The following is a 23,647-nucleotide window of genomic DNA, read 5'->3' on the forward strand; positions in this document are numbered from 1 at the left end:
TTTTCGTCGGCGGCTGAGACCGGCTCAACCGCCGGTGTGGGCGGCCAGCTCCTCCCGCACCAGGCGCGGGTCGCCGTGCACTCCCAGCAGCGCAGCCAGGAGCACCCGGGTCTGGGAGGGGCGCAGCAGCCCGGTGGGCACGGCGCCGGCGGCGAGCAGATCCGCCCCGCCCCCGTTGCCGTAGATCGCGGCGACGGGGCCGGACGCCACCCGCGTAGAGGTGGCGACGACCACCCCGGACGCGGTCAGCTCGGCCACTGCCTCACAGATCGCGGCGTTGGCGTTGCCCGCGCCGGTGGCCTCCAGCACGAGGCCGCGCGCCCCCGCGGCGGCGAAGGCGCGCAGCGCCGTCGCGTCCGCGCCGGGGTAGCAGGAGACGATGTCGACCCGGGCGCGGGAGAGGTCCAGGGACGGCAGGTCCAGCCGTGGACGCGGCCGGGGCCGGGGCCCGCCGGTGATGTGCACGCGGTCGCGGACCCAGCCGAGCACCCCGCCGTCGGGCGAGGCGAAGGCACTGGTGGCGAGCGTGTGGCTCTTGCGGGTGCCACCTGCGGCGAACACCGAGCCGTCGAAGACGATCAGCGTGCCCAGTCCCCGGCTCGCCGGATCGGCGGCCACCGCGATGGCCTCGGCGAGGTTCCGCGGGCCGTCGCTGTCCGGGGCGTCGGCGGGTCGCTGCGCGCCCGTCAGCACCACCGGGCGCTCGTCGTCCAGGAAGAGGTCCAGGAAGAGCGCCGTCTCCTCGGCGGTATCGGTCCCATGCGTGACCACAAGGCCCGTGATGCTCTCCTCGCGCAGGTGGTGGTGCGCGCGCAGGGTGAGCTCCCGCATCCGCTCCAGGCTCATGAGGTAGCTGCCGATGCGGAACACGTCGTCCACGAGGACCCGGACGTCACCGCGCGGGGCCGACCGGGCCACGAGCTCGCTGCCGCTGGCGCGCGCGACGGCTTCGCCGGAGGCCGCCGTCCGGCTGGCGATCGTGCCGCCCGTGGCGAGCACCGTAACGGTCCGCACAGATTCCTCCTGAAGATCAGGTTATGCCCGTGATGCGCACTATGCCTGCACTAACGTTTGCGCCGAACGATTGCGCATAGGAAATGCTGAACCGAGGGCACACGTCAAGGGGTCGGAGGCACAATGTCGGCTGACCGAGATGAAAGGCGGGCCATGGCCGAGGACAGCCCGGCAGGACCACTTCCGCACACGGACGCGGGCGGCCGAGCCACCCTGCGCACCGTCGCCGAGCTGGCCGGAGTCCACGTCTCCACCGTGTCGCGCGTGCTGAACCGGCCGAGCGGCCCCGGGGTCCGCACCGCCGGCCGGGAGACGGCCGACCGCATCCGCCGCCTGGCGGAGCAGGTCGGCTACACGCCCAATCCGCACGCGACCGGGCTGCGGACCCAGCGCAGCAACCTCGTCGGGGTGCTCGTCCCGCGCCTGGTCGACATCGTGCTCGCCACCATCTACGAAGGGGTCGAGGAGGCCTGCGCGGCCTCCGGGTTCTCCGCGTTCGTGGCCAACACCGGCGACGACCCGGCCACACAGCGCCGGCGCACGGAGATGGTCCTCGCCCGCCGCGTCGACGGCATGATCTTCGGCGACGCCCACATCGACGGGCGGTTCCTGGACGAAGTGGCGGGGCGCGGCGTCCCGTTCGTACTGGTCTCCCGGCGCGCCGGCGCCCACCCCTCCGTCACCTGCGACGACCACCAGGGCGGCCGGCTCGCCGCCGAACACCTCCTGGGCCTGGGCCACACACGCCTCGCGGTCATCGCCGGCGAGCCGTACGCCAGTACCGGCATCGACCGGACCGCCGGCTTCCGGGAGGCCTGCGCGGCGGCCGGGGTCGAGGTCCCGGACTCCCGCGTCGTGCACTCGGGATTCGACACCGACGGCGGGCGGGAGGCGATGCGGCACATCCTGTCCGAAGGAGCGGCGCCCACCGCGGTGTTCGCCGTCAACGACTTCGCCGCGATCGGCGCCATGGGAGCGGCCCGGGACGCGGGGCTCCAGGTCGGAACGGACCTCGCCGTGATGGGTTTCAACGACGTCCCGCTGGCGGGCTCACTGCCCGTGGGCCTGTCGACCATCCGGTCTCCCGTACACGCCATGGGAACGCGCGCCGTCGACCTGCTGATGCGACGACTGGCCGGCGAGGAGGTCGCCTCCGAACAGCTCCCGCCCACGCTGGTGGCCCGGGCCTCGACACTGGGGTGAGGGGTGGGCAGTGGCGGGCGACGGCCGACGGCGACGGGACCGCCGGAACCGGAGTCGCCGGCCGGTGCGAGACCGGGGAACGCGTGAGAGGTGGCAGCCCAGGGCCTGCGCGTCAGCACGATGACGCACACGCCGGGCCAGTTGCGGAGCGAGGCCTGCGCTCGGGCTCCCTTCCGCGGGGTCATCCCGTTCTCAGCCGGGATGTGCCCCGGTTCGGGCCAGGCGATCCTGTACGCCCTCGGCCCGGTGCCGCCACCGGACACCGTGCGACGGAGGTGGTCCGCAGCTGCGGCAGGGTGATGTGGCGGTGGACCGCGCGACAGCGGGCGGGTTCCTCCACTGCGGAGTCCACCCGTGGAAGTACCGGCTGCGACTCGACGCGATGCGATGCGGCGAATCGCGCGGTCCCCCAGGAAAACCTCGGTCTCATGGAATCCATGCCCGTCGGCACGGCATGACCTCCCGTTCCCGATCCACCGCGTAGCGGCCGGCCTCCGGCGGGCGGCTGCACCTCGTCCGGCCTGCTCACCAGCGGAGCGGTTCCCGGTGCTCCGCACGGAGCATTCCGCCGGAATACCACCGTTGCCGCAGATGTCATGGAAATCGGGGGCGTGGGCGCCGAGCCGACGGAGGCCGCAGCGGAGCCGTGGTGGCGAAGTTGGCAGGAATGCGCCTTGCCCGATTCGCCGGCTCGCAACGAGTATCGCTGCCGCGTATGTCGATGAACCGGCACCGAGCCAGGTAGCGACCGGAGGAGAGAGCGTGCCGCACGAGTCTGGCGAATGGACGGATCCAAACTTCCCGTCGGTCGATCAGTCGGATCGAACCGTTCCCGTGAACCTGCGCCAAACAGGCCGGCCGGACATCAAGCTCCTCATCTCGACGCGGGCTCGAAAGTCGCCGTATTGGCATCTGGCAATCGAGGCAGGCTGCCGGCGGGCGGAAGTCTACAACCGTATGTACCTGCCCAGGGGGTACGGTCCGCCGGAAGGCGGTGGGTCCGCCGCCGAGTACGAGGCTCTGACCAGCCGGGTGACGTTGTGGGACATCGCGGCGGCGCGTCAGATCCAGGTACAAGGGCGCGAGGCCACGGAGTTCGTCAATTATGTCGTGACGAGGGACGTCACCCGGCTGGCGTCCATGCGGGCGGCGTACGTGGTGCTGTGCGATCCCAGCGGCCGGATGGTCAACGATCCGCTGCTGCTGAAGATTTCCCCCGATGAGTACTGGTTCAGTATCTCCGACTCGGATCTGTCGCTGTGGCTGAAGGGGGTGAACGTCGGCAAGGGGTTCGATGTCCGGATCCAGGAGATCGACGTGTCACCCGTCCAGATCCAGGGAGCAGAGGCAAACGGACTGATGACCGACCTCATCGGTGACGTGGCAACCGAGATGCCCGCGTTCGGGCTCCTGGAGGCAGAGCTCGCCGGGCTTCCGGTACTCGTTTCGCGAACCGGGTTCTCCGGTGAAGCCGGCTTCGAGGTCTACCTGAAGAATTCGAGCCTTTACGCGGAGCGAATGTGGGATGCGATCCTCCGGGCAGGAGAGAAATACGGGCTGACGGTGACCGGCCCCATCCAGCCCCACCGGATCACGTCAGGCATCATCGCGTGGGGCCAGGACGTCGACAACGAGATGGTTCCTTTTCAGGTTGGGCTGGCGGCCCACATTCCCCGCAACAAGGCGTCGGACTACATCGGCCGGGACGCTCTCGAGCAGATGCGGGCCGAGATCTCTGCCGGACATCATCCCTACAAGCTCACCATGGTGGGGTTGAGGATGGAGGGGGAACCGATCGCCGATTATCTGTCCGACTTCTGGCTGGTCGCGCCTTCACCGGACGCGGAGCCGGTGGGATTCGTGACGTCCGCGTCGTACGCCCCGAAACTTCAGACCAACGTCGGCCTGGCTCGCCTGCCCGTCGAACTCGCGGTTCCGGGAACGCAGGTGTACGTGTTCGCGCCGGCCGGCGACTCGACGAGCAGGAGCATCCCAGCCGTGGTCTCGGCTTTCCCCATCGAGTGAGGCGTCCCGGCCCCGGCCCCGGCCGGCCCGGGAGATCGTCCTCCACCTGCGCCAAAGGACGCAGGTGGAGGACATGGCCGCCACCTCGTCATCTCCCAGGTGCCGGACGAAGCCCGGGAAGGGCCGGAGGCGTTTCCCGGCGGCCGTTCCCGTGGACACGGTCCGGTCATGTGGTCAGGTCCAGCCATTCACCGACGGCCGGCACGCGTGCGCGCGGCCCGGCGTGCTCGCGCAGCTCCCTCTCCGGGTCGGCGACTTCGACGTAGCCCGCGACCTTGTCCGGCTGCTCCGGCTCGTAGTGGATCGGCACCACGTGCCGAGCGTCGAGAATCTTCGCCGCCGCGGCCGCCTGCCTCGGGTCCAGCGCGGCAAGTACCGGGCTCGGCGGTTGCAGGTGCGGCACGTCGACGACGGGGCCGTTGGCAGGCAGGAACACCGCGTCGAACGGACTGAACCGGCGCGCGATGAGCCACCAGTACCCGTGGAACATGGTGTCGCCGCCGTGGAAGAGCCGCCGCCCGCCGGCCTCCACCACCCAGTTCACCTGTGGGTCGCCCAGCCCGTCCACGGCCGGGACCGCGGTGACGCGGAACGGCCCGATCTCACGGGTGGACCAGGGGTCGACGACGGTGGCCGCCAATCGGTGCCGGGCCAACTCGCTCTCAGCCTGCAACGTCGTCACGTTGTCCACGTCATCACCGTGGCCGGGAGCCGGCCGCAGCACCGGCGCTCCCGGGACCAGCACCTCCGCGAGCGCGGACGCGTCGGTGTGATCCCGGTGCAGGTGAGTGACCAGCGCGGCATCGACCTTCCCGGTCGGCGCCGCCAGGCACTCGCCGGGCTTCCACCCCGTGAACAGCGGCGAGATGTCCCGCACGTAGTCGATCACCAGTCGCTTGCCGCCGGCTTCGATCTCCAGTCCTGCCCAGCCCAACCGTCGCACTCGCATCTCATACTCCCTGCTCTCGGCAACGGCGGCCAACTTAGCGTACGATCGTTCTCTATGTAAATAGCGGACGCTCGTACGCTATGCTCGTCGCATGTCGCCACGCCGCTCAGCAGCCGAAGCGCAGGCCACCAGGGGCCGGATCCTCAGCCGTGCCGCCGAGATCGCCTCCGAGGAAGGGCTGGACGGCATCACCATCGGCCGGCTCGCCGAGGCGTTGGAGATGAGCAAGTCCGGGGTGCACAAGCACTTCGGCACCAAGGAGTCGCTCCAGATCTCCACCCTGGACAAAGCGTTCGTGGACTTCTGGCACCGGGTGGTCGAGCCCGCACTGGCCGAGCCCCCGGGGTTGCGGCGGCTGCGCGCGGTGTGCGCCAACTCCGTGGACTACCTGGAAACGCCACTGCTGCCCGGCGGCTGCCTGATGACCGCGGCGCTCACCGAGTACGACGGCCGCCCCGGCCGCGTCCGCGACGCGGTGGCCGAAGTGTGGTCGCGCTGGCAGGAACAGCTGCGGGCGGACCTGACCACGGCTGTGGAGAACGCCGAACTACCGGACGGGTTCGATGTCGACCAGGCCCTGTTCGAGATCATCGCCGCCGGACTGGCGCTGAACGCGGCCATGCAACTCCAGCATGACCGATCGGCCGCGGCCCGGGCCCGCCTCGCGATCGAACGGGCACTGAGCCGGCCCTGACCGCGCGACAGATCGAACGCCGGCCGAGGAGTTGCCGTACAACGTCACCCCCACATCAGGAGTGAGGCGAGGGTGACGAATTGGTGCGCATCCTCGTTGGGGCGCCCGGCCACCTCGTCTCACCGACCGCTGGGGACCGTGACTCTCCAGCTATTCCGAGACACATCCTCCACGAGGCACGGCAAACGACCTCATGGCAGGAGGGTCAGGGCCGGCACATGGAGAGGCTTGATGGCGCGGAAGTGCCGATGATCCAGCGTGGCGACGCCGGGTGCCTTGAGGCGCTCTGCGAGGGCGACCACCGAGGCGTCGGCAACACCGAGAGGGAACCCGCGGTACTGCTGCATGAGCCCCGCCATGCGGAAAAGATCGTCGCGCTCGGTAGCCACCTGGATCAGGTCTTCCGCAGCGACGGCCTCGATGAGGTTGATCTCGGCGTCCGGGCTGACGTACTTGGCGAGCAGGTAGCAGGCCTCGGTCAGCGCGTAGGGCCGTGATCAGCAGTTCACCGTCGTGGGACTCCAGCAGCTCGGCACAGTTCTGATGGTCGGGATCGTTATGGTTCAGAAGGGCGACGAGGGGACCCGTATCAACGATCCGCATCGGTCTCGCCGAGTTCTTCCCGAACGATGCCCTTTGCGCGGGCGCCCACGTCCTCCGCTGGCCCGTCGAAGCTCCGCAGGACGCGGAAGCGGCTCGCCGGGGGCGTCTTCACCAGACGGAGCGCGTGCCGACGTAGCTCTTCCGCCTGCTCGGGTTCAAGTCGCTCGATGAGGTCATGAAGATCGCTGTAGTCATAGGCGGCAGTCATCCTGACTCTCCCTGTCGGCCGTCGCCGCTGCCACGATAGCGCTGGACCGTGGAGGGCGCCGGGAGACTCCGACGTGATACGGCCGAGGTGGTGCAGCACCCAGGTGCCTGGACAACAGCGAAGGCCCTGGTCGCTGACCTGGGCCTTCGTCGTGGAGCGGGTAACGGGAATGGGACCCGCACCGAAGCGGACTTCACAAGCGGGCAGTACGTCGACCCGCGCTCGGCCCGGGTGCCCTCCAGCAGTACGCCGAACGCTGAGTGACCACACAGGGCGCGACCCCGAACACCCAGGCGCCGGCCCCCAGACGGCCCGAACCGAGCGAGAAGCCCCCTGCCGGCAGAAAACTCCGACAGGGGGTTTCTTCGGCCCGGCTACTTCTTCTTGCCCTGGTTCTTGACCGCCTCGATGGCGGCCTTCGCGGCCTCCGGGTCGAGGTAGGTGCCGCCCGGGGTGACCGGGTGGAAGTCGGCGTCCAGTTCGTAGGAGAGCGGGATGCCGGTGGGGATGTTGAGGCCGGCGATCTCCTCGTCGGAGACGCCGTCGAGGTGCTTGACCAGGGCGCGCAGGCTGTTGCCATGGGCGGCGACCAGGACGGTGCGGCCGGTGAGCAGGTCCGGGACGATGCCGTCGTACCAGTACGGCAGCATGCGGGTGACGACGTCCTTGAGGCACTCGGTGCGCGGGCGGAGCTCGCTGGGGATCGTCGCGTAGCGCGGGTCGTCGCTCTGCGACCACTCGGCGCCGTCCTCCAGGGCGGGCGGCGGGGTGTCGTAGGAGCGGCGCCAGAGCATGAACTGCTCCTCGCCGAACTCCTCGCGGATCTGCGCCTTGTCCTTGCCCTGGAGCGCGCCGTAGTGGCGCTCGTTCAGCCGCCACGAACGCTTGACCGGGATCCAGAGGCGGTCGGCGGCCTCCAGCGCGATCTGGGCGGTGCGGATGGCGCGCTTCTGCACGGACGTGTGGACGATGTCGGGCAGCAGACCCGCGGCGGTCAGCAGCTCGCCGCCGCGCCGCGCCTCCTTCTCGCCCTTGTCGGTGAGGTCGACGTCGACCCAGCCGGTGAAGAGGTTCTTCGCGTTCCACTCGCTCTCGCCGTGGCGGAGCAGGATCAGCTTGTACGGTGCGGTGGCCATGCGCCCGAGCGTAATCGACCGGTGGGGGGCGCGGCAGAGCGGTCCACACCGCGGGCGGGGGCGAGTGGCCGGGGCCCCGCGCGGGCGGGCCGACGGGCCGACGGGCGCACCTTGGACGGTGGCGGCCGGCCGGCGCGCCGGGGCGCCGCGACCGTGACAGCCGGCACGTCGGCCGCGCCGGACCGACCGGCCGACGCCCGGGACGGTGTCGGCCACGCCGATCAGCGGTGCCGCGCCGGCCGGCGCCCGGAGCGGCCAGCCCCGCAGCGGTCAGCCCCCGGAGCGGTCAGCCCCCGGAGCCGGCCGTCTCGCCGCCCCCGCGCTTCGTCTCGCCGCCGCTCGCCGCACCGTCCGCCTCGCCGCCGCCCGCGCTCCCCGCCTCCCCGGCAGCCGGGGCCGGCCGCTCCCCCGTGAGGCGGGTGAACGCCTCCAGGTTGCGGGTGGACTCGCCGCGGGCGGTCCGCCACTCGTGCTCCTTGCGGATCGCCGAGGCGAACCCCATCTCCAGCAGCGTGTTGAAGCTGCCGTCGGCGTTCTCCAGCACGGTGCCGAGCAGCCGGTCCAGTTCCTCGGGCGTGACGGCGGACAGCGGCAGCTTGCCGACGAGGTAGATGTCGCCGAGCCGGTCCACCGCGTAACTCACGCCGTACAGCTTGGTGTTGCGCTCCAGCAGCCAGCGGTGGACGGCCGCCTCGTTCTCGTCGGGGTGGCGCACCACGAAGGCGTTGACGGAGAGGGAGTGCTTGCCGACCACCAGGGAGCAGGTGGTGGAGAGCTTGCGCTCACCGGGCAGGGTGACGACGTAGTGGCCGTCGGACGGGCTGTCCCAGCTGAGTTCCGCGTCGTCCAGGGTCTTCTCGACGGTCTCGGTGATCACCTGCGGGTCAAGGTCGGCCATGCAGCGATCGTAGGTGAGTCCCCTGGCGGTGCCGCTGGACGGCCGCCGCGTACACCTCGGCGGTGGCCGCCGCGGTGGCGTTCCAGCCGAAGGAGGCCGCGTGGCGGGCGGCCGCGGCGCCCATCCGCTCCGTGAGCTCCGGCCGGTCGAGGAAGCGGCCGAGGGCCCGCGCGTAGTCCACCGGGTCGTGGCCGTCCACGAGGAAGCCGCTCACCCCGTCGCGCACGGCCACCGGCAGTCCGCCGACGGACGCGGCGACGACCGGCGTGCCGCAGGCCTGGGCCTCCACGGCGACCAGCCCGAAGGACTCGCTGTAGGAGGGCATGACCAGCACGGACGCCGCCCGGTACCAGTCGGCCAGCCGGTCCTGGTCCACCGGCGGCCGGAACCGTACGACGTCGCCGATCCCGAGCCGCGCCGCGAGCTTCTGCAACCGCTCCGGCCGGGCCAGCCCGGTGCCGCTGGGCCCGCCGACCACCGGGACGACGAGCCGGTCCCGCAGCCCGGGCCGCTCCGCGAGGAGCACGGCGACGGCGCGGAGCAGGATGTCGGGCGCCTTCAGCGGCTGTATGCGCCCGGCGAAGAGGGGGATCAGCGCGTCGGGCGGCAGGCCGAGGCGGGCGCGGGCGGCGGCGCGGCCGTCGGCGGGACGGAAGCGGCGCAGATCGACGCCCGGGTGGACGATGTCGACCTCGCCGGGGTCCGCCTCGTAGTGGCGGACGAGTTCGGCGGCCTCCCCCGCGGTGTTCGCGATCAGCCGGTCGGCGGCGCGCACGATCTGCGTCTCGCCGATCACCCGGGCCGCAGGCTCGGGGGTGTCACCGGCCGCCAGCGCGGCGTTCTTGACCTTCGCCATGGTGTGCATGGCGTGCACCAGCGGCACCCCCCAGCGCTCGGCGGCCAGCCAGCCGACGTGCCCGGAGAGCCAGTAGTGCGAGTGCACCAGGTCGTAGTGGCCGTGGCGGTGCGCGGCCCAGGCGCGCATCACGCCGTGGGTGAACGCGCAGAGCTGCGCGGGGAGCTCCTCCTTGGCCAGCCCCTCGTACGGGCCCGCGTCCACGTGCCGGACGAGGACGCCGGGCGCCAGCTCCACGGTGGGCGGGAGGGAGCCGGTGGTGGCCCGGGTGAAGATCTCCACCTCGATGGAGAGGGCCGCGAGCTGCCGCGCCAGTTCGACGATGTAGACGTTCATGCCGCCCGCGTCGCCGGTGCCGGGCTGGTGGAGCGGGGAGGTGTGCACGCTGAGCATCGCGACGCGGCGCGGCCGCCGGGAACCGCCCGTGCCGGGGAGGCCGCCCAGGGCGCCGGTGCCGCCGAAGCCGCCGATCCCGCCGCGGCCGCCGAGGCCGTTACGGCCGCCGAACCGCGGCTGGGGACGGCCGCGTTGCGGGCCACCCCGCTGCCCCGCCCTGGACGCTCCCCACCGGGACGCGTGATGGCTCACGGTGCGCCTCCTCCTTCTGCCGGGGTCTGGGCATGCCCCTCCACGACCTCCAACCGGCCCGCCGGCCGCTTTCATTCCGTGGGCGCGGGCCGTGGGACTGAGACGCCGGCCACTCGAACAGTTGAGCGGGGTGGTCCCCCGGGCGCCCCGGCCCCCGGGCAGCTGGTCAGGCCCGCGCGCTCCGGAGCCGTTCCGCTTCCTCGGCTTCGGAGCGGTTCCACTTCCACCGCTCCGGATTCGTTCCGCTTCCTCGGCGTCGGCGGCTCTGCGCTCTGCGCTCTGCCGTTGTTCCCTCGGTGGCGCTGTCCCGCCGTACGGGGGTGTCCGGGGCCACGCCGTCCTTCCGCTTGCCCGTCCCCCGGTCACCCGGTGCCCCGGTGCCCCGGTCACCCGGTGACCCGCCCGGCCCCGGCGCCGGGCCGGGCCCGGCATAGGCTCGGCGTATGGCAGGCCGCGTCCCCCCGACCCCCCGGCCCGTCGGGACGGCGACCCGCGGGACCACCAACCCCAACCGGCTGCGGCGCATGGACCGCTGGATCACCGCCGCCCTCACCCCGGCGCTGCTGCGCGCCGCCACCCCGCCGCTCGCCGTGGACCTCGGTTACGGGGCCGCGCCGTGGACGGCCGTCGAACTGCTGGCGCGGCTGCGCCGGGTACGGGACGACAGCCGGGTGACCGGTGTCGAGATCGACCCCGGCCGGGTCGCCGCCGCACGCCCGTACGAACGGGACGGGCTGGACTTCCGCCACGGCGGCTTCGAGGTCCCGCTGCCGGGCGGGGAGCGGCCGCTGCTGATCCGCGCGGCGAACGTGCTGCGCCAGTACGACGAGGCGGAGGTGCGCGCCGTGTGGGAGCGGCTGTGCGCCCGGCTCGCGCCGGACGGCCTGCTGGTCGAGGGCACCTGTGACGAGATCGGGCGCCGCCACGTCTGGGTCGCGCTGGGGCCCTCGGGACCGCGCACCGTCACGTTCGCCACCCGGCTCGCCTCGCTCACGACCCCGTCCGCGCTGGCCGAGCGGCTGCCGAAGGCGCTGATCCACCGCAACGTGCCGGGGGAGGCGGTCCACGCCTTCCTCCGGGACTTCGACCGCGCCTGGTCGGCCGCCGCTCCCTACGCCTCCCTGGGTGCCCGCCAGCGCTGGATCCACTCCGTCCGCGCGCTCACCGCCGGCTGGCCCGTCACGGACGGCCCCCGCCGCTGGCGGCAGGGGGAGGTCACGGTGGCCTGGGAGGCCCTCGCCCCGCGCTGACGGAACCCCGCCGACCCCCGCCGGCCCGGCCCGGGGGCGCGCGGACCGTTCTGCGAGACTCGCGCCATGAGCGATCCGGACACGGGGCGCACGGAGCACGACGGGCCCACCGAGCAGGCCGGGGACGCCGGCCCCACCGAGGACGCCACACCCAGCGAACCCGCCGCACCCGCCGCACCCGCCGAGCACGGCTACCTGCTGGACAACCGGCGGACGGAGGCCGGGATCCGCTTCGACGCCCTCGCAGAGCTGTTCGATCCGGTGACGTTCCGCCACGTCGACCGGCTCGGGATCGGCCCCGGCATGCGGTGCTGGGAAGTGGGGGCCGGCGGCCCGTCCGTCCCCCTCGGGCTGGCCGAGCGGGTCGGCCCCGGAGGAGAAGTGCTCGCCACCGACATCGACGTGTCCTGGACCCGGGGCGTCGCCGGTGGCGTGATCGAGGTGGCCCGCCACGACGTGGCGGCCGACCCGCCGCCGCCCGGGGGTTTCGACCTCGTCCACGCCCGGCTGGTCCTGGTGCACGTCACCGACCGCGCCGAGGCGCTGCGCCGGATGGTCCGGGCGCTGCGGCCCGGCGGCCGGCTGCTCCTGGAGGACGCCGACCCGGCGCTTCAGCCCCTGCTCTGCCTGGACGAGTCGGGCCCCGAGCAGCGGCTCGCCAACCGGCTGCGGTCCGGCTTCCGCACGCTGATGGCGGCACGCGGCGCGGACCTCGCCTACGGGCGGACCCTGCCCCGGCTGTTGCGCGAGGCCGGGCTGGAGGACGTCCGCGCCGACGCGTACTTCCCGATCACCTCGCCGGCCTGCGCCACCCTGGAGGCCGCGACCGTGCGGCAGATCCGCGGCCTGCTGGTGGCGGAAGGGCTCGCCACCGACGAGGAGATCGACCGCCATCTGGCGAACGTCGCCACCGGGCGCCTCGACCTGGCCACCGCGCCGATGATCTCCGCATGGGGCCGGCGGCCGTGACCGGCCCGCCCCCGCGCCGCCGGGAGGAGCGCCCCGGCCGGGACCGGTACCCGGCCGAGCGGCTCTTCCCCCTGCGCTCCCTCGCCCCGCGCCCCGGCACGGCGCGGGGCGCGCGCGGTCACCACCCGGTCGCGGTCACCCGCTGCCAGGCGCGGCCGAAGGCCAGCCGGGCGGCTTCGACGTCGTGCCGCTGGTCGGCGTGGAGCACGCCGAGCGCGTAGGCGGTGGCCGGGGCGATGCGCGGGGTGCGGGCGGCCGCGGCGGCCTCGGCGGCGGCCTCGGCCGCGTCCCGGTGGCGCCGCAGCGCCTCGTCGGCGCCGAGCAGGCTCGCGGCGAGGGGGGAGTCGGGGGGCGGCGGGAGCTCGTAGGCCCCGGCCCGGTCCAGCGACTCCCGGGCGTAGCGGACGTGGCGTACGAGCAGCCGTACGTGGTGCCAGTGGGCGTCCTGGCGTTCGGCGGCGGGCGGCGCGTCGGCCGAGGCGGTCGCGGCCAGCGCGTGGCTGAGCGCCTCCGCGTTGTACGGCTGGGTGGCGCGGCCGAGCGGCAGCGCCGCCACGGCGCCCGCGAGGCGCCCGAACGCCTCCTCGGCCGGCGGCGGCAGCACCTCCTGGGCCGGCTGCCCGGCGGTCGCGGGGTTCAGCGGGGCGTCGGAGGCCAGCAGCGCCATGGCGTCGACGAGCGCGTGGAACCGGGAGGAGCCGAGGGCCTGCAACGCGGCGGAGTGGGCGCGGGTCCGGGCGAGCGTCAGCCGGCGTTCCAGCAGGGCCCCGGCGCGGGCGGCGCCCATGGTGAGGGCGGAGCGGGGCGAGGCGCTGTCGCGCCGCTGCGGCACGACGCGGGGGTGTCCGGCGCCGTCCGCGTCACCGTCCGCGGCACCGTTCGGGGCGGGGAGCGGGGCGGGGAGCGGGGCGGTGAGCGGGCCGGAAGGCGGGACGGAGGGCGCGGCAGCCGGCGGGGCGGTGTCCCGGGAGGTCCCGCCGTACGGGGCCGCTCCGGCGTCCGGCGCCGTCGCCCCGTCCAGGGCCGCCGGGGTGCCCGGGCCCGCCGCGGTGCCATGGTCGGCCCCGGCGCCGTGGCCCGCCGCGGTGTTCTCCGCCGTCCCGGTCCCGCCGGCCGTCGCCGCTCCGGGCGCCTCCGCGCCGGAGAGCCGGTGGAGCGCCGAGCCCAGCCGGTCGAGCCGCTGCGCGCAGGCGTGCTCCCGGGCGAGGACCGTCGCCAGCCAGGTCAGTTCCGCCTGCAGCGGGTCGGCCCAGCCGGTGTCGGTGAGGGCCCGGTAGGTGTGCAGCGCACCGGCGACGCGGCGGGCGGAGCGGCGCATGCGGAGCGCGGCCGGGGCGGCCTCCCCGGCGTCCGAGCCGCTCTCCCGGTACAGCCGCAGCCCCCGCAGGAACTCGCCGGCCCCGGCGTGCAGCCAGGCGGCCAGCACCTCCCCCGCCGTCCGGCCGGCCAGGCCCCACGCCGCGGTGGCCACGGCGGGACCACCGGCCGGCCCGGGCCCGGAGGCGAGCCCGTCGGGGTGGCCGGGGCGGGCGAGGCGGGCGAGGCCGTCCGCGGGATCATGTCGCTGGGCCACGCCGGCGCCTCCGGGCGTCGATGAGCAACTCCTGTACGTTCCGCAGCGGCCGTCCTTCCGCGTCCGCCGCGTGCCGGGTCCAGTTGCCGTCCGGGCCGAGGTGCCAGGAGGCGGTGGCGTCGGACATGCCGGTCTCCAGGAGCCGGCTGAGGGTCTTGCGGTGCCCGGGATCGGTCACCCGGACGAGCGCCTCGATCCGCCGGTCCAGGTTGCGGTGCATCATGTCGGCGCTGCCGATCCAGACCTCCGGATCGCCGCCGCCCCCGAAGACGAAGACGCGGGAGTGTTCCAGGAAGCGGCCGAGGACGCTGCGGACCCGGATGGTCTCGGAGAGCCCGGCGACGCCCGGGCGCACCGCGCAGATCCCGCGCACCCAGACGTCCACCGCCACGCCCGCCCGGGACGCGCGGTAGAGCGCGTCGACGACCGCCTCGTCCACGATCGAGTTGACCTTGATCCGGACGGCGGCGGGACGGCCGGCCCGGTGGTGTTCGATCTCCCGTTCGATCCGTTCCACGAGCCCGTCGCGGAGCGAGGTCGGCGCGACGAGCAGGCGCCGGTAGGTGGCGCGGCGGGAGTAGCCGGAGAGCCGGTTGAAGAGGTCGGAGAGGTCGGCGCCGACCTCGGGGTCGGCGGTGAGCAGCCCGAGGTCCTCGTAGAGCCGGGCGGTCTTCGGGTGGTAGTTGCCCGTGCCGACGTGGGAGTAGCGGCGGAGGGTGTCGCCCTCCTGGCGGACCACGAGGGAGAGCTTGCAGTGCGTCTTCAGCCCCACGAGGCCGTAGACGACGTGACAGCCGGCCTCCTCCAGCTTCCGCGCCCACTTGATGTTGGCCTGCTCGTCGAAGCGCGCCTTGATCTCGACGAGCACCAGGACCTGCTTGCCCGCCTCGGCGGCGTCCGCGAGCGCGGTGACGATCGGGGAGTCGCCGGAGGTGCGGTAGAGCGTCTGCTTGATCGCCAGGACGTCGGGGTCCTCCGCGGCCTGCTCCAGGAAGGCCTGGACGGAGGTGGAGAACGAGTCGTACGGGTGGTGCAGCAGCACGTCGCGCTCGCGCAGCGCGGCGAAGATGTCCGGCGCGGAGGCCGACTCCACCTCGGCGAGGTCCCGGTGGGTGCGGGCGACGAACTTGGGGTACTTCAGCTCCGGCCGGTCCAGCGCCGCCATCCCGAAGAGGCCGGTCAGGTCCAGCGGGCCGGGCAGCGGGAAGACCTCCGCCTCGGTGATCTTCAGCTCGCGGATCAGCCGGCCGAGGACCTCGGGGCTGATCGACTCCTCGACCTCCAGCCGCACGGGCGGGCCGAAGCGGCGCCGCATCAGCTCCTTCTCCAGCGCCTTCAGCAGGTTCTCCGCGTCGTCCTCCTCCACCTCCAGGTCCTCGTTGCGGGTGACCCGGAACATGTGGTGGGAGAGGACCTCCATACCGGGGAAGAGCTCCTCCAGATGCGCCGCGATCACGTCCTCCAGCGGCACGTACCGCTGCGGCGAGGCCTCCAGGAAGCGGGAGAGCAGCGGCGGCACCTTGACCCGGGCGAAGTGCTCGTGCCCGCTGACCGGGTTCCGTACGACGACGGCCAGGTTGAGGGAGAGCCCGGAGATGTACGGGAAGGGGTGCGCCGGGTCCACGGCGAGCGGGGTCAGCACGGGGAAGATCTGCCGCCGGAAGAGGCTGAGCAGCCGCGCCTGCTCCTGGTCGGTCAGCTCCGGCCAGCGGACGAGGTGGATCCCCTCCGCGGCGAGGGCCGGCAGCACGTCCCGCCGGCAGCAGACGGCGTGCCGGGCCATGAGTTCGCGGGAGCGGGTCCAGATGAGGTCCAGCACCGCACGGGGCTGGAGGCCCGAGGCGGAGCGGGTGGCGACGCCGGTGGCGATCCGGCGCTTGAGGCCGGCCACCCGGACCATGAAGAACTCGTCCAGGTTGGAGGCGAAGATCGCGAGGAAGTTGGCCCGCTCCAGCAGCGGGGTGGCCGGGTCCTCGGCGAGTTCCAGCACCCGCTCGTTGAACGCCAGCCAGCTCCGCTCGCGGTCCAGGAAGCGGCCCTCCGGCAGTTCGCCGGACGCCTCCTCGTCGCCGCCGTCCCAGGTGTCCGCGTCGTTGTCGAGGTCCGGATCGAGGTCGGAGCCCGGGGCCGGGCCCACGGTGGCGGGGCGGTGGGCGGCGAGGGAGCGCTCGGAGTCCTCGCCCAGCAGCGTGGGCTCACCGGCGGGAGCGGTGGGACCGGTGGGACCGGCCGGCGGACCGTTCCCGGCGGCGGGGGCGGACGGGGCCGGTGGCGTCCCGGCCGGTTCCTGGGCGCTGGAGTCGGTCATGTCCTCATTGTTCCGCGACGAGGCGGAAGCGGGCGCCCCGTGAGGCGGCCGTTCCGCACGGGGGAGCCGCCGGTGGGGGGCCGTCGGGACAGCGGGGTGCATGGGGCGATGCTCGCAAGCGACGTTGAATCGTCGGTAACGGCGACATGGCGGCCAGGCAAGCGGGGGCCCTCCCGGAGGTGGCGGGCCCCCCGCGGGTCAGCTCTCCGTGCGGTACATCAGGTCGGTCTCGTGGACGGTGAAGCCGAGCCCCTCGTAGACGGCCACCGCCGCCGCGTTGTCGGCGTCCACGTAGAGCATCGCGGCGGGCAGCCCGCGGTCCGCCAGGTACCGCAGACCGAGGAGGGTGAGGGCCTTGCCGAGGCCGCCGCCCTGGGCGGCGGGGTCGACGCCCACGACGTACACCTCGCCGAGCCCCTCCGCCCGGTGGACCTTCGTCCAGTGGAAGCCGGCGAGCCGGCCGCCGCGCTCGGCGAGGAAGAAGCCCGCCGGGTCGAACCACTCCTCCGCCTCGCGGTCGTCGAGGTCCCGGCGGGTGAGGGAACCCTGCTCGGGGTGGTGGGCGAAGGCGGCCGCGTTCACCGCCAGCCAGGCGTCCTCGTCGGCGCCGGGCCGGAACGTCCGTACGGTGACGTCCGCCGGGAGCCGCGGCTCGGGGAGGTCCGCGCCGGCCAGCGGGCGGCGCATCTGCCGCAGTTCGCGGAAGAGGGCGAGCCCCAGCCGCCGCGCGAGGTGGCGGGCGGCGGGGTGGCCGCCGTGCGCCCAGACGCGCAGCCGCCGGCCGGTGGCGGTGAGCAGCGCGCGGCCGAGGGCGTGGCCGTGGCCCCGCAGCCGGTGGCCGGGGTGGACCACGAACTCGGCGGCCGGGGCCTCCACGGGGTCGGTGCCGTCGAGTTGGGCGTAGCCGACCACCGCGCCCGGGGAGCCCTCCGGCCGCTCCGGGCCCCTGTGCGGCTCCGCCGCGGCGGGCGGAGCGCCGGCCGTCCCGGCCGTCCCGGCCGTCCCGGCCGTCCCGGCCGTCTCGGTCGTCTCGCGGAGGAGGAGATGACGGACGCCCTCGCGCCGGCCGCCGCGCAGATGGAGCCGGCCCTGTTCGGAGACGGCCTGGCGGCCGTCCTGCTCCGCCGCCGCGTCGAGCAGGGCGAAGACCTCGGGGAGCGTCCCCGGGTCCACCGCGTCGAGGAGTTCGACGGTGCGGCCCGGTCCGGCGGCGGCCGCCATCTCCGCCGCGTCCGGCGCGAGCGCCGTGCCGGCCGCGCCTTCCGTGGCGGCCGCGTCCGCCGGGCCCGCCGCGTCCGTCATGCCGGCCGTGCCCGTCGCACCGTTCCGGCCGTTCCCACCGTTCCCGTTCGCGTCGCTCATGGCGCCGAGCCTACGTCGCCCGCGCCGGGCGGCGGCACCGTCCCGCAATCTGCTCGTTACCCGGTCACCCCTGCCGTGCTACGCGCGTTGACCGTAGGCTGCCCCCGATCACCGGAAGGGTGTTCCACAGCCTGTGAAGGGGAAAGCAATGCCAGCCTCATCCCAACGGCGGCGCGGTCTGCGCCGGTTGACCGCAGGGGCGGCCGTTCTGGCCGCCACGGCCGGAGTCCTCTCCGCCGCCGTTCCGGCCGGGGCGGCCGACGGCAAGAACAACAAACCCGGCAAACCGGGCAACAGCTCCACCGTCGACGTCCAGCTTCTCTCCTTCAACGACTTCCACGGCAACCTGGAGCCCCCGGCCGGCTCCTCCGGCCGGGTGACCCACGCGCACGAGGACGGAACCACCGAGACGGTCGACGCGGGCGGCGTCGAGTACCTGGCCACCTCGCTGCGGAAGGCCCGGGAGGGGCAGCGCTACAGCGTCACCGCCGCCGCGGGCGACATGGTGGGCGCCAGCCCGCTGCTCTCCGGCCTCTTCCACGACGAGCCGACGATCGAGGCGATGAACGGGCTCGGCCTGGACGTCACCGGGGTCGGCAACCACGAGTTCGACGAGGGCATGGCCGAGCTGCGCCGCCTCCAGAACGGCGGCTGCCACCCGGTGGACGGCTGCTACGAGAAGGGCAAGCGCTTCAAGGGCGCCGCCTTCCCGTACCTCGCGGCGAACGTGACCGACGAGAAGACCGGCAAGCCGGTCCTCAAGCCGTACACCATATGGAAGCGCGGCGACGTCAAGATCGGCTTCATCGGCGTCACCCTGGAGGGCACGCCGGACATCGTCACCGCCGAGGGCGTCAAGGGCCTGAAGTTCCACGACGAGGCGGAGACGGTCAACAAGTACGCCAAGGAGCTGGAGCGCAAGGGCGTCAAGTCGGTCGTCGCGCTCATCCACGAGGGTGGTGCGCCGGCGAGCACCGCGTACAACTACGACTGCGACTCCCCGGGCCCCGGTGACGGCATCTCCGGGCCGATCGCCGAGATCGCCAAGAAGATCAGCCCGCGGGTGGACGCCCTCGTCACCGGCCATACCCACCAGGCGTACGCCTGCACGATCCCGGACCCCTCGGGCACGCCGCGCACCGTCACCTCCGCGGCCTCCTTCGGCCGCCTCTACACCGACACCACCCTCACCTACGACCGGCGCACCAAGGACATCGTGCGGACCAGCGTCAGCGCCGCCAACCACGTCGTCCGCCGGGACCAGCCCAAGGCCGCGGACATGACCTCGCTGATCAAGCGGTGGGACGCGCTGGCCGCCCCGGTGGCCGACCGGCCCGTGGGCCACATCTCCGCCGACATCGCCGGCCGCGGCGCCACGACCCCCGAGTCCCCGCTCGGTGACGTGATCGCCGACGCCCAGCTCGCGGCCACCGCCGCCGAGGACCGGGGCGGCGCACAGCTCGCGCTGATGAACCCGGGCGGCATCCGCGCGGACCTGACGTACGCGGCCTCGGGCGGCGAGGGCGACGGGGTCGTCACCTACGGCGAGGCGTTCACCGTCCAGCCGTTCACCAACATGCTGACCACGCTCGGCCTCACCGGTGAGCAGCTCCTGGCGGTGCTGCGCCAGCAGGTCGGCGGGGCCAACGAGAGCTCGCCGAAGATCCTCCAGGTCTCGGAGGGCCTCACCTACACCCTCGATCTGACGCAGTCCGGCGCCGACCGGATCGTCACCGACTCCGTGCGGCTGAACGGCGAGCCGATCGACACCGGGGCCACCTACCGGGTGACGGTCAACGAGTTCCTGGCCGGCGGCGGCGACGGCTTCCCCGCCTTCACCGAGGGCACGGACAAGCTGGTCGGCGGCTCGGACCTGGACGCCTTCACGGACTACCTGGAGGCGAACTCCTCCGCCGGATCGCCGCTGGCTCCGCCCGCGGCCGACCGGATCACGGTCGTGAGCTGACCTCACGGATCCGTGGCCCGCGCGGCCCGGACGCGCGGACTCGAACGGCCCGGCGGGCAGGACCCGCCGGGCCGTTCGGCTGCCCGGCCGGCGCGGCGCGGTGAGCCCGGCAGGTGGGGCGTCCGCGGTGACGGCGGCACCTGCGGCTGCGACTGCGACTGCGGCTGCGGCTGCGGCTGCGGCTGCGGCTGCGGCTGCGGCTGCGAGCGGCACGGAAGGTGTGGCCCGGGTGGCGGGCGTGGGGTGGCGCGAGGCGCCGCCGACCCCACGGCGCGCGGCCCGGGTCCGGCCGGGAGAGGCCGGCGGGACGAGGCCGGAAGGCCGCGGTCAGGACGCCTGGCCGGGCGGTGCACCCGGCCCGGACCCGGGTGCCGTCCCCGGCGCCGCAGGTGGCAGGCCCGGCGGCCGGTCCGGCGCCGACGGCAGGCCCGGCGGCAGATCCGGCGGCGGGTGCGCCGCACCCGGGATACGGACGGCCGCCACCGTGCCACCGCCCGGCGCCGGGCGCAGCGCCACCTCGCCGCCCGCCTGGCCCACCGCGCGGTCGACGATCGACAGCCCGAGCCCGGAACCGGGCAGTCCGCGCGCCGCCGGGGAGCGCCAGAACCGCTCGAAGACATGGGGCAGTTCCTCGGCCGGCACCCCCGGCCCGTGGTCCCGGACGGTCAGCTCGCCGTCCCGGAGCACCACCTCGACCGAGCCGCCGGGCGGGCTGAACTTCACCGCGTTGTCGAGCAGGTTGACCACCGCCCGCTCCAGCGCGGCCGGCTCGGCCCGCACGTACCACGGCGCCAGCGCGGTGGTGACGGTGACGGACGAGCCGCGCAGCCGGGCCCGTTCCACCGCGCGCGCGGCGATGGCGTGCAGCCCCGTCACCTCCGGCGGGGCGGCGCCGGCGGCGGTGTCCGGCCGGGCCAGTTCCTGGAGGTCACCGATGAGGGCGGCCAGTTCCTTCGTCTGGGCGCGCACGGAGTCCAGCAGGGCGGCGCGATCCGCGGCGGGGATCGCCCGGCCGGTCTCCTCGCTGCGGACGAGCAGGTCGATGTTGGTGCGCAGCGAGGTCAGCGGGGTCCGCAACTCGTGCCCGGCGTCCGCGATGAGCTGCTGCTGGCGGTCGCGGGAGGAGGCGAGGGCCGCCGTCATGGCGTTGAAGGACCGCGACAGCCGGGCGATCTCGTCCTCGCCCTCCACCGGGATCCGCACGGCGAGATCCTCCGTACGGGCCACGTGTTCGACCGCGCCGGTGAGCCGGTCCACCGGCCGCAGCCCGGTCCGCGCGATCCACAGCCCGGCGGTGGCCGCGCCGAGGACGCCCACCCCGGCCACCGCGGTGAGCAGCAGCGCGAGCGTGCCCAGCGGTTCCTCGACGTCCCGCAGCGAGCGGGCGACGGACACCGCGTACCCGGGCGCGCCGCCGGCGGGGCCGACGCGCCGGGTGAGCACCCGCACCGGCTCGCCGTCCTCGGTCACCCCGTCGCGCAGCACCTCGTCGCGGGTGCCGGCGGCGACCTCCGCGTCGGCGGCGGTGACCTCCACGGGCTGGGAGTTGTCGGCCACGCAGCGGCCGCCGTCCTCCGTCACGACCTGGCCGTAGGCGATGCCGGGCAGGACGCGCCGGTCGGCCTGCGGGGTGGTGGCCCGGCAGTCGGCCACGGTCCGGGAGAGGAACTCCGGCGGGACGCGCACGTTGCGCAGGGAGGTGTCGATCTGGCCGCGGAGCTGGTCGCGGGTGAGGAACCAGCAGGCGAAGGCCGAGACGGCCACGGCCACGGCCACGGCCACGGCCGTCAGCAGCGTCAGCCGCGTCCGCAGCGGCAGCCGGCGCAGGGCGCGCGGGGCGCGGCGGCGGGCGGCGGGGCCGTTCACGGCGCCCCGCCGTCGCCGCGCAGCACGTATCCGACGCCGCGCACGGTGTGCACGAGCCGCGGCTCGCCGCCCGCCTCCGTCTTGCGGCGCAGATACATCACGTACACGTCCAGCGAGTTGGAGCTCGGCTCGAAGTCGAAGCCCCAGACGGCCTTGAGGATCTGCTCGCGCGTGAGCACCTGCCGGGGGTGCGCCAGGAACATCTCCAGCAGCGTGAACTCGGTACGGGTCAGCTCCACCGGCCGCCCGCCGCGGGTGACCTCACGGGTGCCGGGATTCATCCGGAGGTCGCCGAAGGTGAGCACGCCGGAGGCGTCCTCCTCCGGCGTGCCCGCCGCGGTGGCGGTGTACGAGAAGCCGCGGCGCAGCAACGCCCGGACGCGGGCCAGCAGTTCGTCCAGCTCGAACGGTTTGACGAGATAGTCGTCCGCGCCCGCGTCGAGGCCGGTGACGCGGTCGCCGACGGTGTCCCGCGCCGTCAGCATCAGGATCGGCACGGTGGAACCGGCGGCGCGCAGCCTGCGGGCGGTGGTGAGGCCGTCCATGCGCGGCATCAGCACGTCGAGCAGGATCAGCCCGGGCCGGTGGCTCTCGGCCTTGGCCAGGGCGTCGATCCCGTCGACGGCGGTCTCCGTCTCGTAGCCCTCGAAGACGAGACTGCGGCGGAGCGCGTCGCGGACGGCGGGTTCGTCGTCCACGACCAGGATGCGGTTCTCGCCACCGGCGGGGCTCATGGCTGCTGTTCTCCCTGGGGGTACGGATCACGGAGCGGGGCGCGCGGAACGCCGCCGCCCGGCCAGCCTGGCACGGGCCGGCGCGGCGGCCGCGCGGCGAGGGGCGGCGCGGCGGAGCGCGTCCCCCGGCCGCGCGCTCCGCCGGCCGGCCGGACGCCCGGTGGCGTTCCGGACGCGCCGGGGTCAGCCGCCGTCACCGGACCGCAGCTCGTCCATGACCTTCTTCACCTCGTCGATCGGGATGGCGAAGCCCAGGCCGACGCTGCCCGCGCTGGTGGCGGAGGTGCCGGAGCCCCCGGAGGTCCCGGGCGCGTACATCGCGGAGTTGATGCCGATGATCCGCCCGTCCATGTCGATCAGCGGCCCTCCCGAGTTGCCGGGGTTGAGGGAGGCGTCGGTCTGGATCGCGGGGTAGGTGGTGGTGTCCCCGCCGACCTGGCCGTTGTACTGGCCGCCGCCGAACTCGAACGGCCACTGCCGGCCGTCGCCGCCGGAGGACTGCTGCCCGCCGTCGTCGCGTCCCACGGTCACCTCACGGTCGAGCGCCGAGACGATACCGCTGGTGACCGTGCCGGTCAGGCCCTCGGGGGAGCCGATGGCCACCACCTGGTCGCCCACCGTCACCCCGGCGGAGTCGCCGAGCACCGCGGGGGTCAGCCCGCTGACGTCCCGCGCCTGGAGGAGCGCGAGGTCGAGGTCCGGGTCGCTGCCGCGCACGTCGGCGGTCGCCTTGGTCCCGTCGTCGAACACCACCTCGATGGAGGTGGCGCCGGAGACCACGTGGTTGTTGGTGAGGATCTCCCCGTCCGCCGAGGTGATCACTCCGGAGCCGGAGGACTGCCCGGAGGCGGAGGTGGCGTGGATCTCCACGACGCTCGGCCGGACCGTCTCGGCGACGGAGGCGACGGAGCCGTCCGTCACCTCGGAGACGCCGGTCGCGGAGACGGTGGTGCTCGCGGCGGGCCGGCCGGCGTCGGCGAGCCCTCCGGCCGCCCACCCCGCGCCACCCCCCACGGCACCGGCCACGACGGCGACGGCCGCGAGGAGCGCGAGCGGCCCGCGGCGGCGCCGGTGCCGTGGGCGCCCGTGGCCTGAGACGCCCGTCAGGGCCTGCGGGGGCGGGCCGGCCGGGGGTGCCCCGTGGGCGGCCCCGGCGTCGTCACCGCCCGGCGAGGGGACGGTGTGCCCCGAGGGCCAGATGGTCGTGCCCTCCGGGGTGACGAACGGCGGTGTTTGCGTCGGCCGTCCGGGCGCGGGGTGGTCGGAGGCGCCGGCCGGGGCGGGGCCCGGGGCCGGGTCCGGGGCCGGGGCCGGGGCCGGGGCCGGGAAGGGGGCGGTGCCCCGGGGGTCGTCGGGGCGCCCGGAGTCGTCGGCCGGGCGCTGCGGCTGTGGCGGGTACGCACGGGTCTCGGTCATGTCTCCGACGATCCGCGCCGAACATGAGA

Annotated in this window: 19 protein-coding genes; 6 read left to right on the forward strand and 13 right to left on the reverse strand. The window is 74.2% G+C overall.

Features of this window, described 5'->3' with window-relative positions; translation table 11 throughout:
* Positions 1–24: 24 nt before the first annotated feature.
* Positions 25–1,014 (reverse strand): asparaginase, encoded by a 990-nt coding sequence (locus tag HCK00_RS28380; RefSeq protein WP_168100617.1) that lies wholly within the window; start codon positions 1,012–1,014, stop codon positions 25–27.
* Between the two features lie 153 nt (positions 1,015–1,167).
* Between HCK00_RS28380 and HCK00_RS05670 the strand changes: the two genes are divergently transcribed.
* Entirely contained in the window at positions 1,168–2,217 is a 1,050-nt protein-coding gene (locus HCK00_RS05670; RefSeq protein ID WP_168100618.1) for a LacI family DNA-binding transcriptional regulator, read from the forward strand.
* Between the two features lie 762 nt (positions 2,218–2,979).
* Positions 2,980–4,242 carry a glycine cleavage T C-terminal barrel domain-containing protein gene (locus HCK00_RS05675; RefSeq protein ID WP_168100619.1) on the forward strand — a complete coding sequence of 421 codons (1,263 nt, stop codon included), beginning with the start codon at positions 2,980–2,982 and terminating at the stop codon, positions 4,240–4,242.
* A 166-nt stretch (positions 4,243–4,408) separates the two neighbouring features.
* On the opposite strand, the gene HCK00_RS05680 is transcribed toward HCK00_RS05675, so the two are convergent.
* The gene (locus HCK00_RS05680; RefSeq protein ID WP_168100620.1) at positions 4,409–5,191 is read right to left on the reverse strand and encodes an MBL fold metallo-hydrolase; all 783 of its coding nucleotides are present in this window, start codon (positions 5,189–5,191) and stop codon (positions 4,409–4,411) included.
* Positions 5,192–5,282: 91 nt separating this feature from the next.
* On the opposite strand from HCK00_RS05680, the gene HCK00_RS05685 reads away from it, so the two are divergent.
* On the forward strand, positions 5,283–5,885 hold the full coding sequence (locus HCK00_RS05685) for a TetR/AcrR family transcriptional regulator (RefSeq protein ID WP_168100621.1): 603 nt from the start codon (positions 5,283–5,285) through the stop codon (positions 5,883–5,885).
* A 191-nt stretch (positions 5,886–6,076) separates the two neighbouring features.
* Here HCK00_RS05685 and HCK00_RS05690 read toward each other — a convergent pair whose 3' ends face one another.
* The 5 genes from HCK00_RS05690 to mshA all read right to left on the reverse strand — a co-directional run bounded on the left by HCK00_RS05690 (position 6,077) and on the right by mshA (position 10,057).
* Positions 6,077–6,367, reverse strand: coding sequence for a PIN domain-containing protein (locus tag HCK00_RS05690; protein WP_168100723.1), 291 nt, complete (start codon positions 6,365–6,367; stop codon positions 6,077–6,079).
* A gap of 107 nt (positions 6,368–6,474) precedes the next feature.
* Positions 6,475–6,696 (reverse strand): hypothetical protein, encoded by a 222-nt coding sequence (locus HCK00_RS05695; protein ID WP_168100622.1) that lies wholly within the window; start codon positions 6,694–6,696, stop codon positions 6,475–6,477.
* 374 nt (positions 6,697–7,070) lie between these two features.
* Entirely contained in the window at positions 7,071–7,832 is a 762-nt protein-coding gene (locus HCK00_RS05700; protein WP_168100623.1) for a phosphoglyceromutase, read from the reverse strand.
* A 286-nt stretch (positions 7,833–8,118) separates the two neighbouring features.
* Positions 8,119–8,730, reverse strand: a complete 612-nt coding sequence (locus tag HCK00_RS05705) for a type III secretion system chaperone family protein (protein ID WP_168100624.1) — start codon at positions 8,728–8,730, stop codon at positions 8,119–8,121.
* Positions 8,717–10,057 carry a D-inositol-3-phosphate glycosyltransferase gene (mshA, locus tag HCK00_RS05710; RefSeq protein ID WP_375781923.1) on the reverse strand — a complete coding sequence of 447 codons (1,341 nt, stop codon included), beginning with the start codon at positions 10,055–10,057 and terminating at the stop codon, positions 8,717–8,719. The genes HCK00_RS05705 and mshA overlap by 14 nt, the downstream gene beginning before the upstream one ends.
* A gap of 560 nt (positions 10,058–10,617) precedes the next feature.
* On the opposite strand from mshA, the gene HCK00_RS05715 reads away from it, so the two are divergent.
* Together HCK00_RS05715 and HCK00_RS05720 are read left to right on the forward strand one after the other, a co-directional pair.
* Entirely contained in the window at positions 10,618–11,424 is an 807-nt protein-coding gene (locus HCK00_RS05715) for a class I SAM-dependent methyltransferase (RefSeq protein ID WP_168100625.1), read from the forward strand.
* Between the two features lie 66 nt (positions 11,425–11,490).
* Positions 11,491–12,393 carry a methyltransferase domain-containing protein gene (locus HCK00_RS05720; protein WP_375781918.1) on the forward strand — a complete coding sequence of 301 codons (903 nt, stop codon included), beginning with the start codon at positions 11,491–11,493 and terminating at the stop codon, positions 12,391–12,393.
* Positions 12,394–12,511: 118 nt separating this feature from the next.
* Here HCK00_RS05720 and HCK00_RS05725 read toward each other — a convergent pair whose 3' ends face one another.
* From HCK00_RS05725 to mshD, 3 genes are all read right to left on the reverse strand, one after another.
* Entirely contained in the window at positions 12,512–13,966 is a 1,455-nt protein-coding gene (locus tag HCK00_RS05725) for a CHAD domain-containing protein (RefSeq protein ID WP_375781919.1), read from the reverse strand.
* Positions 13,950–16,274: an RNA degradosome polyphosphate kinase gene (locus HCK00_RS05730; RefSeq protein WP_206319956.1), complete on the reverse strand. Its 2,325-nt coding sequence runs from the start codon at positions 16,272–16,274 to the stop codon at positions 13,950–13,952. The genes HCK00_RS05725 and HCK00_RS05730 overlap by 17 nt, the downstream gene beginning before the upstream one ends.
* Before the next feature lie 198 nt (positions 16,275–16,472).
* On the reverse strand, positions 16,473–17,495 hold the full coding sequence (gene mshD / locus HCK00_RS05735; RefSeq protein ID WP_168100728.1) for a mycothiol synthase: 1,023 nt from the start codon (positions 17,493–17,495) through the stop codon (positions 16,473–16,475).
* Between the two features lie 289 nt (positions 17,496–17,784).
* On the opposite strand from mshD, the gene HCK00_RS05740 reads away from it, so the two are divergent.
* Complete coding sequence (locus tag HCK00_RS05740; protein WP_168100626.1) at positions 17,785–19,602, forward strand: bifunctional metallophosphatase/5'-nucleotidase; 1,818 nt, start codon at positions 17,785–17,787, stop codon at positions 19,600–19,602.
* Between the two features lie 327 nt (positions 19,603–19,929).
* Here the strand turns inward: HCK00_RS05740 and HCK00_RS05745 are convergent, their stop codons facing one another.
* The 3 genes from HCK00_RS05745 to HCK00_RS05755 form a co-directional block, all read right to left on the reverse strand.
* On the reverse strand, positions 19,930–21,468 hold the full coding sequence (locus tag HCK00_RS05745) for a HAMP domain-containing sensor histidine kinase (protein ID WP_311765162.1): 1,539 nt from the start codon (positions 21,466–21,468) through the stop codon (positions 19,930–19,932).
* Positions 21,465–22,202, reverse strand: coding sequence for a response regulator transcription factor (locus HCK00_RS05750; RefSeq protein WP_168100627.1), 738 nt, complete (start codon positions 22,200–22,202; stop codon positions 21,465–21,467). The genes HCK00_RS05745 and HCK00_RS05750 overlap by 4 nt, the downstream gene beginning before the upstream one ends.
* Before the next feature lie 183 nt (positions 22,203–22,385).
* Positions 22,386–23,618 (reverse strand): S1C family serine protease, encoded by a 1,233-nt coding sequence (locus tag HCK00_RS05755; RefSeq protein ID WP_168100628.1) that lies wholly within the window; start codon positions 23,616–23,618, stop codon positions 22,386–22,388.
* Between the last annotated feature and the right edge of the window lie 29 nt (positions 23,619–23,647).

The organism is Streptomyces zingiberis, from assembly GCF_012034935.1.
Taxonomy (GTDB): domain Bacteria; phylum Actinomycetota; class Actinomycetes; order Streptomycetales; family Streptomycetaceae; genus Streptomyces; species Streptomyces zingiberis.

Excerpts from the sequence above, each read along its gene's own strand:
- HCK00_RS05715 (WP_168100625.1), top strand. The coding sequence starts at position 10,618 with ATGGCAGGCCGCGTCCCCCCGACCCCCCGGCCCGTCGGGACGGCGACC.
- HCK00_RS05695 (WP_168100622.1), bottom strand. The coding sequence starts at position 6,696 with ATGACTGCCGCCTATGACTACAGCGATCTTCATGACCTCATCGAGCGA.
- HCK00_RS05700 (WP_168100623.1), bottom strand. The coding sequence starts at position 7,832 with ATGGCCACCGCACCGTACAAGCTGATCCTGCTCCGCCACGGCGAGAGC.
- HCK00_RS05680 (WP_168100620.1), bottom strand. The coding sequence starts at position 5,191 with ATGCGAGTGCGACGGTTGGGCTGGGCAGGACTGGAGATCGAAGCCGGC.
- HCK00_RS05705 (WP_168100624.1), bottom strand. The coding sequence starts at position 8,730 with ATGGCCGACCTTGACCCGCAGGTGATCACCGAGACCGTCGAGAAGACC.
- HCK00_RS05750 (WP_168100627.1), bottom strand. The coding sequence starts at position 22,202 with ATGAGCCCCGCCGGTGGCGAGAACCGCATCCTGGTCGTGGACGACGAA.
- mshD (WP_168100728.1), bottom strand. The coding sequence starts at position 17,495 with ATGGCGGCCGCCGCCGGACCGGGCCGCACCGTCGAACTCCTCGACGCG.
- HCK00_RS05740 (WP_168100626.1), top strand. The coding sequence starts at position 17,785 with ATGCCAGCCTCATCCCAACGGCGGCGCGGTCTGCGCCGGTTGACCGCA.
- HCK00_RS05730 (WP_206319956.1), bottom strand. The coding sequence starts at position 16,274 with ATGACCGACTCCAGCGCCCAGGAACCGGCCGGGACGCCACCGGCCCCG.
- HCK00_RS05670 (WP_168100618.1), top strand. The coding sequence starts at position 1,168 with ATGGCCGAGGACAGCCCGGCAGGACCACTTCCGCACACGGACGCGGGC.
- HCK00_RS05720 (WP_375781918.1), top strand. The coding sequence starts at position 11,491 with ATGAGCGATCCGGACACGGGGCGCACGGAGCACGACGGGCCCACCGAG.
- HCK00_RS05685 (WP_168100621.1), top strand. The coding sequence starts at position 5,283 with ATGTCGCCACGCCGCTCAGCAGCCGAAGCGCAGGCCACCAGGGGCCGG.
- HCK00_RS05755 (WP_168100628.1), bottom strand. The coding sequence starts at position 23,618 with ATGACCGAGACCCGTGCGTACCCGCCACAGCCGCAGCGCCCGGCCGAC.